This window comes from Massilia eburnea, from assembly GCF_050709955.1.
Taxonomy (GTDB): Bacteria; Pseudomonadota; Gammaproteobacteria; order Burkholderiales; family Burkholderiaceae_D; genus Rugamonas; species Rugamonas eburnea_A.
The window spans coordinates 181,915-195,170 of sequence record NZ_JBNZFX010000001.1; the positions used below are offsets into that span (position 1 = coordinate 181,915).

Sequence of the window (13,256 nt, forward strand, 5' to 3'; positions counted from 1 at the left end):
TTGTGGAAAATTGCCTGTTCTGCAAGATTGCAGCTAAACAGATTCCGTCGGCAGTGGTGCATGAAGACGATGACTTGATGGTGTTTAAGGACATCCACCCGGCCGCGCCGGTACACTTGCTGATCATCCCGAAACTGCACCTGTCGACCTTGTCCGACTGCAAGCCGGAGCACACGGCCCTGTTGGGCAAGATGCTGGCGCTGGTGCCGCAACTGGCTGAGCAGCATGAGATTGCCGTTGCCTACGAGGCGGATGGCACGCCGACCCGCGGCTACAAGACCCTGATCAACAGCGGTCCGGATGGCGGCCAGGAGGTGTACCACCTGCATATGCACCTGTACGGCGGCCCGCGCCCATGGCGCGGCATGCGGACTTGAAATTGTGACAAGCACATGACAGCTGCGCTTCGCGTATACTGTCCCAACGAATGATTTTTTTAGGGGTTTTGTAATGGGTTCTATGAGCATTTGGCATTGGCTGATCGTGCTGGTCGTCGTCATGCTGGTATTCGGCACCAAGAAACTGGGCAATATCGGCTCCGACCTGGGCAAGGCCGTCAAGGGCTTCAAGGATGGCGTCAAGGGTTCGGACGAGGAAGAGAAGCCGGCGCAGCCAGCTCCTCCGCCAGCCCAGGTGACCGACAAGGGCACCATTGAAGTCGAAGCCAAGGAAAAGACCAAGCAGTAATCAGCAATGATCGACCTCGGTCTTACCAAAATCGCCGTCATCGGGGTAGTGGCCCTGGTCGTCATCGGTCCTGAGAAGCTGCCAAAAGTGGCACGCATGGCCGGGACGCTGTACGGTCGCGCCCAGCGCTACCTGAACGACGTCAAATCCGAAGTCTCGCGCGAGATGGAACTGGACGAGCTGAAGAACCTGCGCAAGCAGGCCGAAGAAGCCGCCAGCACCTTCAAGGACGAGATGGAAAATTCCATCGGCAAGGATATGGCTGAAGTGGAGGCGGCGCTGCGCGACCAGCCTGCGTCCACGCCGGCACTGGACCTGTACACCCCGACCAGCGAAGACATGGCCCGCAAGGCCAAGGATTTCCGTCGCAAGCGCGTGGTGCGCAGTTCGGCCGTGCCGCTGTGGTACAAGCAGCAGGCCGGCGTCCGCACCCACGTCATCTCCGGCGCGGCGCGCATGAAGCTCCACCGCCCCGGCAGCCGCAAAAACGCATCGTTTTTCTAAATGAGTCAACAAGAACCCGTCGAAGAGACCTTCATCAGCCATTTGGTTGAGCTGCGCGATCGCCTGGTCAAGGCCAGCATCGGCATCGCGGTGGTGACGGCGCTGCTCGGTTTCGGCATCGGCCCTTCCAGGATCTATGACCTGATCGCAGCGCCGATGATCGCCGCCATGCCGGTTGGCTCGAAGATGATCGCCACCAGCGTCATCTCGCCCTTCCTGGTGCCGATGAAGGTGACGCTGCTGTTCGGCTTCATCCTGTCGCTGCCGTGGGTGCTGTACCAGATGTGGGCCTTCGTGGCGCCTGGCTTGTACCAGCATGAAAAGCGCCTGGTGGCGCCGCTGGTGATCGCTTCCTCGTCGCTGTTCATGGCGGGCGTGGCGTTCTGCTATTTCCTGGTGTTCGGCAAGGTATTCGCCTTCATCAACCAGGTGTCGCCGGCTTCGATTGCGGTGATGCCGGATATCGAGAACTACCTCGACTTCGTGATGTCGATGTGCCTGGCCTTCGGCTGCGCGTTCGAAGTGCCGGTGGTGGTGGTGGTGCTGGTGCGCATGGGCCTGGTATCTGTGGCCAAGCTGAGGGAGTGGCGCGGCTATGTGATCGTGGGCGCCTTCGTGATCGCCGCCATTGTGACCCCGCCCGATGTCGTCAGCCAGTTCTCGCTGGCTATCCCGATGTGGCTGCTGTTTGAGATCGGCGTGATCCTGTCGCCGATGTTCGTCAAGGCCACCACGGCGCCCGAAGAAAAAGCGGATTAAAGGAACAGCTTGGTCATGGTGATGGCTTGCATCACCGTCAGGATGCCGAGCCAGATATAGATGGGCCGAAGCTTTGCGCTGAGCCGCTCGTCAAACAGCCGGATCATCTTTGCCTCATGCTCCGCAAACATCGCATGCAGTTCAGCACGATGGATGGCCAAGTCGGAGTCATTTGCCACGGGTTGGCTCAGCGCGAGCCTTAGCGCGTCAGCGTGCGCATCAGCTTGCTGGCGCGGTATTCCTGCATCAAGCAGCGTTTTGACGTATTGAGCCGTATCAAACTGAATTGGCATGGTCATGGCCACTCCCTTCTTCAGGGTAGCAGAAGCGCCCCGCAGCGTGCGCGGGGCATGGGAGCAGCCTAAGCCGATTACTGCATCAGCTCTTTGATCACGCGCACAGGTGCGCTGCCGTAGCTCAGGAAGTCTTCGTGGAATTCCTTGAGCGAGAACTTGCTGCCCAGCGCGGCGCGGCGCTGTTCGCGCAGTTCCATGATTTCAGAGTAGCCGGAGAAGTAGCTGGTGAGCTGGACCGAGGTGAGCTGCGCACGGCGCCACTTCTCTTTCGCTTCGGCGGCGGTCTGGAACGCCTGGCGCGTCAGCAGGTCGATCGCTTCCGGCTCCGTCATGCCCTGCACGTGCACGCTGTAGTCGAGGATGGTGTTGGTCACGCTGCGCAGGTTCCATTTCGAGTACATCAGCCACATTTCAGGATCGTTGTTGCCGTAGCCTGATTCGAGCATCATGCGCTCGCTGTACACCGCCCAGCCCTCCACCATGGCGCCGTTGCCGAAAATCGACTTCACGATCGACGGCGACTTGTTGGCGTACACCAGCTGCGCATAGTGGCCGGGGATCGCTTCGTGCATGTTCAGGATCTGCAGGATCCAGTGGTTGTACTCGCGCAGGGTGGATTCGGCCTGCTCCGGCGCGGCGTCGTCCAGCGGCGTCACGTTGTAGTAGGTGCGGTCCTGCGGACGGTACGGGCCCGGAGCCTCGATGCTGGCACCGGCCACGCCGCGCTGGTAGGCAGGCGTCTCACGCACCACCAGCGGCTTGTTCGGATCGAGCGTCAGCAGGTCGTTCTTCACTACCCAATCCTGCAGCACGGGGATCTGGCGGCGGATCTCAGCGAAAAATTCCTCGCGCGGCACATGGTTGGACGACAGCTTGTCGATCATCATGCCGATCTTGGCGAAGCGGTCGGACGGCTTGGCTTTATCGGCCAGGTACTTCGGCCACAAGTCGTCCGAGATGCGGTCCATGTTCGACAGCAGCTGCTCGCGGGTCGCCAGCGCCTTCTGGTAAGTCTGTTCGGCATTGCTGCCGGACTGGATGTCGTAGCCGAACTTCGCTTCGTACATTTCCTTCCCGATGCGGAAAGAGCGCGCGCCGCTGACGGCCAGCGACTTGTCCAGTTCAGCGAGCCAGGCGGCATAAGCCTCCACGGCCAGTTTTGCTGCTGCAATGCGCTGCGTGTACAGGTTCTTTTCATTGGCGTTCAGGATCGAATCCTGCGCCTGCTTGTCCAGGTCGGACAATACTGCGAGCACGCCCGGCGCCTGGTCGATGGCCAGCTTCACGTGCTCGCGGGTCGGGTTCTTGATGTTGTCGCGCGCGGCGTCGTAATACGCCGGCACGCTGCCGATGCGGCGCAGCAGGGTGCGCAAACGCTGCGGCCTGGCCGCGTATTCGGTGTTCAGCACGAAATCGATCGGGCCGGCGATGTTGTAGATGGCCGGGTTCCATTCCCACTCGCGGAAGGTCGTCAGGTACCAGCGGTCCGAATTCAGCTTGTTCTGCAGCAGGCCAAGGTCGCTGCGCTGTTTCGGCGAAAGCTGCCTGGCGTCGATCTTGCCGAATTTTTCCAGCCATTCATTGATGAAGGCAAGCTGCTGGTCGCGGTTAGCCTGGTCGGGAACGCTCAGTTGGGCGGCAGTGTCGTACTTGCCGACCGAGATGGCGGTCTCCGGATCGACGCGCCACAGCGCGCCGAGGAACTGGTTGGCCTGGCTGTCGAAAGCCTTGTCCTGGCGGCGTTCGGCCGGCAGCGGCTTGCTGGCGACCGCCGGTTTGGCCTTGTCCGCCCTGGATTTGCTGGCGTTCTTGCCGCCGGACTTGCCGCCCTTGGTGGATTTGGACGACGACTTGCTGGTTTTGCTTTTGCTGCTGGACTTCTTGCTGACGGCAGTCTTGGCCGGCGCATTGGATTTCTTGCTCTTCGTCGCGGCGTCGACCGGCGACAGGGCCAGGCTCAACATCATCGCGGCGAGGGCGATTTTGGTCTTCATCATATTTCAACCTCTTGCTAGTGCAGCGTGGGAGAGTATCACAAGCCGAGTGCCTGCCGCGCCCGGACCGGGTCAAGACCCTTGGCTTGCGCAGCCGCTTCGGGCGGCAGCCATTGTGGAAAAGGGACTTCCTGGTTGACGTGCTTGCCCGATGCGGTGTGCACCTGCCGCACCCGCGCCAGCGCGCCGGCCGGCAGTTCGCTCGCCAAGGCTGCCACGGCGGGCCACAGGCGGCGATGGACCAGCGTCAGTTTTCCCGCCAGCAGGCGGCAGACCAGGATGTCGTCGTGTTCCTGCACTTCGCCCAGCACTGCGAAAATGCGCGTGCCTTCAGGGTGGCCCCACCAGCTGCCCTTGATCGGGGCGCCGATGATGGCCTCCGTCAGCGTCGGGACTTTGCCGCGCGCCGATGCCAGCACGACCCCGTGCTGTTCGACAAAGGCCAGTGCTTGTTGCGCGTTCATTCGGCCGCCTGCTTCAATGTGCGCAGCAGCAGCGGCTTGAGACAGTTGCGTTGTGCTTCATCCTTGCTTTCGCTGATGTTGATGTATAGCGGCTGCAGGAAGCCTTTCAGGTTGTGCTTGCGGGCCAGTGCCGCTTGTTGCGTTCCGGCGGGCGCTGTGGTTGCAGACAGGCGGGCAAACCAGTCGTCCCAATCGCTGCACGCCAGCGTTTTGGCGCGCGACAGGTAAAAGATGGGCGCCATCAGGCGTTCGCCTTCGCCATACAGGTAGAACTGCTCGCCAGGCGGCGCAACCTGGCTGGCAATGGCGGCCAGCATTTGCTCGTGCTCGGCGCGGCCGAGAGCCGGATTCAGCGAGAGCTGCAGCATGATGTCGGCGGCGTGCGCCACGCCGTGACGCCAGCCCTGCTTCTCGTCGAAGCCGCGGTAGTCGCTGACAGCGCGCAGGTAATCCGTCGCGGTGCCGACCAGCTGCGAGCGCTGTTCGGTGGAGAGGTAAGGCTTGACGCGGTCCACTCGCGCTACGTCTGCCAGCACCAGTGCGGCAAAGGGACGCGCGAAGCCTAGCGGGTCGGGCGCCCGAAGCTGCGCAGTCAGGCGGCTGCGCAGCTCCTGCAGCGTGGCGGCATCCAGCTGGCCTGCACGCATCCAGGCTTGCAGGCCTTCGAAGGCCAGTTCGTCGCGTTCGACAGGATTGGGCGATGACAGGCAGGACAGCGCCTGCAGTGCCAACACCTGGCGGCCGGCGCTGTCGTCGCCCTGCCATTTCGCAGCTTTGGCTGCACGCAGCTCGGCAGCGGGGCAGGCCACGCCGGCCAGGCAGGTGGTCGCCAGCGCCGCGGCAGTCGCTGCGCGGACGGCAAATGATGTCAGTTGCATAGCGTCTCCTATCAGAAGCGGCGCAAGCCTTCGTTCAGCATCACCAGCATGTCTTCGGCAGTCATGCGCGCGGCGGTATCACTGCCATCGAGCAGGCTGTCGGCCAGTTCGCGCTTATGGCCATGCAGCTCGACGATCCCTTCCTCGATGGTATTGCGCGCCACCAGGCGGTAGATGGTGACCGGCCGCTGTTGCCCCATGCGGTGGGCGCGGTCGGAGGCCTGGTCTTCCACGGCGGGGTTCCACCAGGGGTCCATATGGATTACGTAGTCCGCTGCGGTCAGGTTGATACCGACGCCGCCGGCTTTAAGGCTGATCAGGAACACGTCGCCCTCGCCGGCCTGGAAAGCGTCCACCGACTGCTTGCGCGCGGCCATCGGCGTGCTGCCATCGAGGTATTGATACTGGATGCCATTGCGATCCAGGTGGGCACGGATCAAGGACAGGTGATCGACGAACTGGCTGAAAACCAGCACCTTGTGGCGATTCTCCAGCAAGCCCTCAAGCAGCTGCGCGAAAGCCGCCAGCTTGCTCGACTCCAGCCGCAGCGTAGGCGCAACCAGGTTCGGATTGCAGCAGGCGCGGCGCAGCTTCATGATCTCCGCCAGGATCTGCATCGACTTCCGGTCCGCCGGACCCTCGATGGAAGCCAGGTTTTCCAGCGCTTCGCGGCGCAGCGATTCGTACAGTGCGGTTTCTTCCGGCGACAGGTCGACTTCCAGCACGATCTCGGTGCGCGCCGGGAGTTCGGTCAGCACTTGCGCCTTGGTCCGGCGCAGGATGAATGGCCCGATCAGGCGGCGCAGCCGATTGCGCGCGCCGACTTCCGCACGGTGGTCCTGCTGGCGCTCGATCGGACCGGCAAAGCGCAGGTTGAACTGCTCGTGGCTGCCCAGCAGGCCGGGATTGATGAAGCGAAACAGGTTCCACAGCTCGCCCAGGTGGTTTTCCAGCGGCGTGCCGGTCGCGATCATCTTGAAGTCGCCCTTCAGCGCCATGACGGCCTGCGAGCGCTTGGTCGCTGCATTCTTGATGTTCTGCGCTTCGTCCAGCACGATGGTGTGCCACTTCGGCTTGGTGAAGCGCTCGGATTCCAGTTGCAGCAGGCCGTAGCTGGTGATCACCAGGTCGAACGGGCCGGCATTGCCGACGATCTCGTCGCGGTCGCCGGTGGCATACATCTTCACATTCAGCGTCGGCGCAAAGCGCGCCGCCTCGCTGGCCCAGTTCAGGCAGACCGACGTCGGGGCTACCACCAGGGTCGGACCTTGCGGTGCGCGCAGCAGGACCAGGGCCAGGGCCTGCAGGGTTTTGCCCAGGCCCATGTCGTCGGCCAGGCAGGCTCCCACGCCCCAATGCGCGAGACGGGCCAGCCATTCGAAGCCGGCCAGCTGGTAGTCGCGCAACTCGGCCTGCAGGGTGCTTGGCAGCTGTGGCGTGTAGCTGGCGCTGGCTGCGATGCGCTGCAGGTGCTCGCGCCACATGGCGTCCGCCTCCACCATGCCCACGTCGTTGGCCAGTTCTTCCAGCACGAAGGCCGCCAGGCGGTGTACCTTCATGCCGGCGTCGTCGTCTTCGCCGTAGCTGGCCAGTTCGGACAGGCGCCGGTGCAGCTCCTCCGACAACGCGAGGAATTCCTTGTCGCCCAGCGCGATGAAGCGGCTCTTGCTGGCTCGGATCATGTCCAGCAGCGAGCGCAGGTCCAGCACGCGGTCTTCGTCGACCACCAATTGGCCGCTGGCGGCGAACCAGTCCTTCTTGCTCTTGATGTTCAGGCGTAGCTGCTTGCTGTGTACCTGTTTGGTGAGACGGAAGGTCTCACCCTCCGGCCACGCCAGCACCACTTTGTCGGCGCCCTGCTCCTGCAGCTCGGCCAGCAACTGCAGGCAAAGCGCGGGCTCGCCCAGCAGCCATTCGCCGTGCTCCTCGGTGGCCTGTTGCAGCACTTCGCACTTAAGCACCAGCTGGCGCTGCGCATCGCGCTCGCCGGCCAGGCTGCGGCGCGCCTGCACCGAGCGGCCGTTGACGTCTGCAATGACGTTCTCGGCGCCGGCGCCTGGCGCGTAATAAGGCCCCGCATCGCGCAGTGGACGTACCTGGATCTGCATCTTCAGGCCTTGCTGGTAAGGCAGCAGGTGGATGTGCAGGCGCGGGTCGGCATCGCACTGCTCGGTGTTGGCCGCGCCGCCGCCGATATCGGACTGCACCGTTACCATCGACGACACGGTGCCAATCGCTTTCAGCACCTGGTCCTTTGCATGCTCCGGCACCGTCAGCCCATCGCCGACGATGGCTGCGATGCGGCGATGTTCGTCCTGCACGCTGACCACGCGCAGGCGGTTCGGCGCTTCGCGCACCACGATCAGATTGGCGTTCAGGTTGTCGATGGCGGGATGCAGTGCAAGGTGCAACTGGCCTTGGTGTGTGCGGATCAGCAGTTCAGGCGCGCCTGCCAGCAGTTCGACGCGGGTATCCGGTGCATCCGTCCAGAACACCAGTGGGTGGCCGACCAGGGCCAGTACCGCCTGTTCAATGTCGATGTCGTAGCGCAGGCCGGAAGAATAGGCCTGGCGCGACGGCATGATGGCGCTGGCGACGCGCATGTCCTGCGGCGTCAGGAACTCCATCTGCGCCGCATCGTCGCGCAGGCGCTTGAGCGCTACCGGGCGTGCCTTGCCCCAGGCGCCGCGCGTATCGCGCTTCTGTTCACGCGGTTCTATTTCCGCAATGCCCTGCCGTTCGCCGTAGCTGATCGCCCAGACCAGGCGCATTTCGCCGCCGGTCTCGGCGCCGCCCTGCTGCAGGTTGATCAGGGCGGCCAACTGGCGCTGCCACGCTTCCTGCCGCTCGAACCAGATGGCCATGTCGCCAAAGCCAAGCCGCTCGCGCAAGGCCGCCGCGCGCCTCGCTGCCGCCTCGTCGCCAAGATGACCCAGCAAGCTTTCCGCACCGGCTGCCAGCAGCATGAAGCCCGCTGCGTCGGCTGCCTGCGCCAGATCCTGCAGTTCTGCGCGGCGCTGCTTCAATTGCGGCAACGCGAGCCAGTAATACAGCATGCATTGGAACATTTGCGCCTGCAGTGGCGTCTCCCAGGCGCGCTGGATCACCAGGTCGGCCTGCATGGTGCCGGCGCGGATCTGGCGCAGCATGCTCAGTTGCTGGTAGACCGCGCTGTCGGCATTGTGCTGGGCATGCACCGCTACATCGAGGTAGCTCTCTGCCGATTTCAGGTGCTTGGCATCGCCGCTGCGCAGCAACGCCACGATGTACAGGTGGCCGGCGATGCCCTGGAACAGGTGCTTGCGCTTGCCGGACTCGCGGCGGATCGATTTCAGTGCAGCTTCAAAGCCACTGATCGCAGCTGCCACGTCGCCGCGCAGCAGCAGCACCGCGCTGGAAAAGCATTGCACCAGAGCGCCCTCCATGCCTTCCAGGTAACGCGTGGCGTCGGCCAGCCTGCCGCACAGGATGGCATGTTCCGCCATCGCCAGCCGCAATGCGGGGCTGACCTGCTGTTCGGCAGCCTGGCGGCGCTGCACATGGCGCTCCGCATAACCGCGCACCAGCGGTGCCAGTCCGGGCTCGCGCTGGGTGTGCTGGACCAGCAGCATCAGCACATCGTCCTGCAGGGATGGATGCACCAGGAGCAGCATGCCCGCTTCGAAGGGGCGCGTGAAGATGTCGACAATCGGGTGCAGTTGCGCCGCCTCGTAGCACACCATGCATGCGGCCAGCAGCGGCATGACGTCCTGCGGTGGGCGGCCGCGCAGCATGGCCATGCGCAGGCGCGCCACGCCGTGGCGGTAGCTGCGCGGCTCGTAGGCGCCGTTCCAGTTCTGGCGCATCGGGTTGAGCGACTCGTAGGCCTTGCAGATATCGTCCAGCAGGTGGGCGCCGATGACGGAGCGAATGGCGGGCCAGCGCAGGCGGGCGTTGCAGACATAGCCACGGCCCATCACGGCGGTAGTGAAGGCCAGGCGTTCCAGCTTGAGCAGCGGGTCGTCCAGCGTCAGCGTATTGAAAGGCTGCTCGTTTGCATCGCGGATGCCGGCAGCGACAATGTGATCGAGGATGGCGGTGCGGCCGACCGGGTCGCCCACCAGCGCCAGCAACGCCAGGATGGCCTTTTCAGGCTGTTCGAGGGCCTCGAATTCCGCCAGCAGGGTGTCGCTCATCCGCGCAAGCCAAACATGCGTTGGTAAAAGTCCAGCTCCGCCTGCAGCGTGCGCACGATGCTGTCGGCCTTGCGGAAGCCGTGGCCTTCGCCTTCCAGTTCAACATACGTTACCGGGATGCCGCGCTTGCGCAGTGCATTCACCATGGCCTCGGACTGCTGCGGCGGCACCACCTTGTCGTCCAGGCCCTGGAAGAAAATCATCGGGCGCGACAGGCGATCGGTATGGTTGATCGGGGAGCGCTCGGCATACACGGTCTCGGCCTGCGCCTTGGGAGCGATCAGGTATTCGTTGTAATGCGATTCGAATTTGTGCGAATCGTCGTCCAGCCCCTTCAGGTCGGATACGCCGTAATAGCTGGCGCCCAGCTTGAATACATCGTGGAAGGTCAGTGCGCACAGCGTCGTCAGTCCGCCAGCGCTGCTGCCGCGGATGATCAGGCGTTCACCGTCCGCCAGGCCTTGCGCAAGCAGGTGGCGCGCGCCGGCGATGCAGTCTTCAACGTCGACGATGCCCCATTGGCCCTTCAGCGCATCGCGGAAGGCGCGGCCGAAGCCGGTGCTGCCGCCATAGTTCACGTCCAGCACGCCGAAACCACGGCTGGTCCAGAACTGGGTTTTCAGGTTAAGGGTGCTGGCCGCCATCCCGGTCGGGCCGCCGTGACTGATCACGATCACCGGCGGTTTTTCGCCTTCCGGTGCGCGCACGTCCTGGTTGGCGGGTGGATAGAAGAAGGCATACGCCGTGCGGCCGTTAGCGCTTGGGTAGCTGATGCTTTCCGGGACGGACAGGTAGCCTGGCGCCGGCAATGCAGCGATTGAGCGCTCAAGTACTTCGCGCTGGCCGGTCGCCAGGTCGATGCTGGCGATCTCGGTCGCGATGGCCGGGCTGCCTGCCAGCACCACTACATAGCCGGCGCCCACGCGCAGTTCGCGGAATTCCTGGTATGGCGTGGCGATCGGCTCCAGAACGGTGCTGCCGGGCCGCAGGCGTGCCAGCTTGCTGACGCCTTGTTCAATATAGCTGCATACGATCGCGCCGCCTGCCTCGAAGCCGTAGAGCGAATTGCCGAAGGTCCAGTGCGGGGTTGCAAATTCCGCCGCCATCGGGCACAGGGCCTCGACCGCGCTGGCCATGCCGCCCGCAGCTTCGCGCAGGCAGTACAGGTTCCACCAGCCGCTGCGGTCTGAAACGAAGTGCAAGCTGCCCGCAGGCGACCATTCGGGCTGACAGACCGATTCCTGCGGCCCCCCGGCCACGCGCGAAGGCGTGCCGAGCCGGCCATCGGCCTCCACATCGGCTAGCCACAGCTCGCTGCCTTGCCATGGCATGCGTGGGTGGTCCCACGACAGCCAGGCCAGGCGGCGCCCATCCGGCGATAGCCGTGGCGAAGAATAAAAGTCATTTCCCATCACGAGCACGCGCTCGCCGCCATCGAAGCCCACCGCGCAAATCGTATTCACCGGCTGCGCATGCGAGCCCTCTTCATCCGGGTGCTGCTCCCGTACCGCAATCAGCCGCGCATGGGTGCGGTCAAAGACGAAATCGGCGAAGCGCTGGCGGCCCGGCGAGCTGAATGCCTGCGCTGCGCCGTCCGGCGCCAGGCGGTACAGGCGGTTGTCTGCATGATGCGAGAACACCACCACGCCGCCGGCAACGGCATAGGCGCCGCCGCCATATTCATGGACGCGACTGCGGACGTTGAAGGGCATCGGCGTCACTTCGGCGGCGGCGGCAGGCCCGGGCCGGCGCATCAGGGTGGTTCGACCCGCTTCGGCCGAGCGTCCGGCCAGCCAGTAGATGTCCGCCCCGTCCAGCACGACCGAAGACAGCGGCGTTGCGCCCGCAGCAACCATCTCGGCGCTGATCGGTGATGGCCAGGCGCCAAAAGGCGCGATGGAGGTGGATGTCATGGGCACTCCGAAACGCGTAAAAACAGGGCAGGGATGCGATAATAACGCCTTTCTACCTGCTTTAGATTGTCTTTCATGCCACAATTTGCCCCGCTGAAGAACGACACCTTCCTGCGTGCGCTGCTGCGCCAGCCGACCGAATACACCCCGGTGTGGCTGATGCGCCAGGCAGGACGCTACCTGCCTGAATACCGCGCTACGCGCCAGAAGGCGGGCTCCTTCATGGGCCTGGCGACTAATCCGGACCTGGCAACCGAAGTGACCCTGCAGCCGATCGACCGTTATGACCTGGATGCGGCGATCCTGTTCTCCGACATCCTGACGGTGCCGGACGCGATGGGCCTGGGCCTGTACTTCGTGGAAGGCGAAGGCCCGAAATTCGAGCGGCCGCTGAAGACCGAGGAAGACGTCAAGGCACTGCAGCTGCCGCCGGCAGGTTCGCTGGACTATGTCTTCAATGCGGTGACCCAGATCCGTACCGAGCTCAATGGCCGCGTGCCGCTGATCGGCTTCTCCGGCAGCCCGTGGACGCTGGCCTGCTATATGGTGGAAGGCCAGGGCTCGCGCGAATTCCACACCATCAAGAAGATGATGTACGCGCGCCCGGACCTGATGCACCACATCCTGGACATCAACGCCCGCGCGGTCGCCGAATACCTGAACGCCCAGATCGACGCCGGCGCGCAAGCCGTGATGATCTTCGACTCCTGGGGCGGCGCGCTGGCCGACGGCGCCTACCAGCAGTTCTCCCTGCAATACATGCAGCAGGTCGTAAGCCTGCTGAAGCGTGAAAAAGACGGCGTGAAGATCCCGGCCATCGTGTTCACCAAAGGCGGCGGCCACTGGGCCGAGGAAATCGCCGCGATCGGCGCCGACGCCATGGGCCTGGACTGGACCGCCAACATCGGCAAGATCCGCGAACTGGTAGGCCACAAAATGGCCCTGCAGGGCAATATCGACCCGGCCATCCTGTTTGCCAACCCGCAGCAGATCTCCGCCGAAGTACGCCGTGTGCTCGATTGCTACGGTCCGCACAATACCGGCCACGTATTCAACCTGGGCCACGGTATTTCCCAGTTCACCCCGCCGGAATCGGTGACGGTGCTGGTGGATACCGTCCACAGCCACAGCCGCAAGTTGCGCGGCGGCTGACCACGGCAATCCCGGCTCAAAGGGCGCTGCGGCGCCCTTTTTTATTTCGTGCAGGGACGACTTATGCACAAAATTTTTTACTGCGGAAATAACAGGCAGTTGCGAATGCTTCCCTCTCAGGGTATTTTCAAGTATCTGATTTTAAAGGGTTTATTTTTTAATACTTTGGTCAATGTTTTGGGTTTTGTAAACCTTATCCCAAGGTGAAAGCAAGCTTGTGGGATCATTCTCCACAAAGTTATCCACAAAAACTGTGGAAAAAAGTCAAAAGTACTTTGTAAACCGGGACTTAGTAGGAATCTGTAGGAATTGTCTTAGTGTTATGTTGCATCGCATGATATTTCGCTAAGACTTTCAGGGGCGAAAACGCTTGCGGAAAGACAAACCTTGCCGCGCATGCCTGTGTACAATGCTTGGCTTGATGTTGTGGCGCA

General features: G+C 63.2%; 11 protein-coding genes. 5 read left to right on the top strand and 6 right to left on the bottom strand.

All coding sequences use genetic code 11. The annotated features are described in order from the left end of the window. Positions 1–2: 2 nt before the first annotated feature. The 4 genes from ACQ4MM_RS00930 to tatC all read left to right on the top strand — a co-directional run bounded on the left by ACQ4MM_RS00930 (position 3) and on the right by tatC (position 1,950). Positions 3–377, top strand: coding sequence for a histidine triad nucleotide-binding protein (locus ACQ4MM_RS00930; protein ID WP_431475591.1), 375 nt, complete (start codon positions 3–5; stop codon positions 375–377). Between the two features lie 73 nt (positions 378–450). Then, positions 451–687, top strand: coding sequence for a Sec-independent protein translocase subunit TatA (gene tatA, locus ACQ4MM_RS00935; protein WP_055938955.1), 237 nt, complete (start codon positions 451–453; stop codon positions 685–687). A gap of 6 nt (positions 688–693) precedes the next feature. Continuing rightward, positions 694–1,191: a Sec-independent protein translocase protein TatB gene (gene tatB, locus ACQ4MM_RS00940; RefSeq protein ID WP_431475592.1), complete on the top strand. Its 498-nt coding sequence runs from the start codon at positions 694–696 to the stop codon at positions 1,189–1,191. Further along, entirely contained in the window at positions 1,192–1,950 is a 759-nt protein-coding gene (gene tatC / locus ACQ4MM_RS00945) for a twin-arginine translocase subunit TatC (protein WP_431475593.1), read from the top strand. Here tatC and ACQ4MM_RS00950 read toward each other — a convergent pair. The 6 genes from ACQ4MM_RS00950 to ACQ4MM_RS00975 all read right to left on the bottom strand — a co-directional run bounded on the left by ACQ4MM_RS00950 (position 1,947) and on the right by ACQ4MM_RS00975 (position 11,670). Continuing rightward, on the bottom strand, positions 1,947–2,249 hold the full coding sequence (locus ACQ4MM_RS00950; protein ID WP_431475594.1) for a hypothetical protein: 303 nt from the start codon (positions 2,247–2,249) through the stop codon (positions 1,947–1,949). The two genes, tatC and ACQ4MM_RS00950, sit on opposite strands and share 4 nt — an antisense overlap. 71 nt (positions 2,250–2,320) lie before the next feature. Next, complete coding sequence (locus ACQ4MM_RS00955) at positions 2,321–4,243, bottom strand: DUF885 domain-containing protein (RefSeq protein WP_431475595.1); 1,923 nt, start codon at positions 4,241–4,243, stop codon at positions 2,321–2,323. A 35-nt stretch (positions 4,244–4,278) separates the two neighbouring features. Further along, positions 4,279–4,704: a hypothetical protein gene (locus ACQ4MM_RS00960; protein ID WP_431475596.1), complete on the bottom strand. Its 426-nt coding sequence runs from the start codon at positions 4,702–4,704 to the stop codon at positions 4,279–4,281. After that, on the bottom strand, positions 4,701–5,582 hold the full coding sequence (locus ACQ4MM_RS00965) for a DUF2785 domain-containing protein (RefSeq protein WP_431475597.1): 882 nt from the start codon (positions 5,580–5,582) through the stop codon (positions 4,701–4,703). The genes ACQ4MM_RS00960 and ACQ4MM_RS00965 overlap by 4 nt, the downstream gene beginning before the upstream one ends. Positions 5,583–5,593: 11 nt before the next feature. After that, positions 5,594–9,757: a DEAD/DEAH box helicase gene (locus ACQ4MM_RS00970; RefSeq protein WP_431475598.1), complete on the bottom strand. Its 4,164-nt coding sequence runs from the start codon at positions 9,755–9,757 to the stop codon at positions 5,594–5,596. Continuing rightward, positions 9,754–11,670 carry a prolyl oligopeptidase family serine peptidase gene (locus ACQ4MM_RS00975; RefSeq protein WP_431475599.1) on the bottom strand — a complete coding sequence of 639 codons (1,917 nt, stop codon included), beginning with the start codon at positions 11,668–11,670 and terminating at the stop codon, positions 9,754–9,756. The genes ACQ4MM_RS00970 and ACQ4MM_RS00975 overlap by 4 nt, the downstream gene beginning before the upstream one ends. Positions 11,671–11,745: 75 nt before the next feature. Between ACQ4MM_RS00975 and hemE the strand changes: the two genes are divergently transcribed. Beyond that, complete coding sequence (gene hemE, locus ACQ4MM_RS00980) at positions 11,746–12,822, top strand: uroporphyrinogen decarboxylase (protein WP_431475600.1); 1,077 nt, start codon at positions 11,746–11,748, stop codon at positions 12,820–12,822. Positions 12,823–13,256 lie beyond the last annotated feature (434 nt).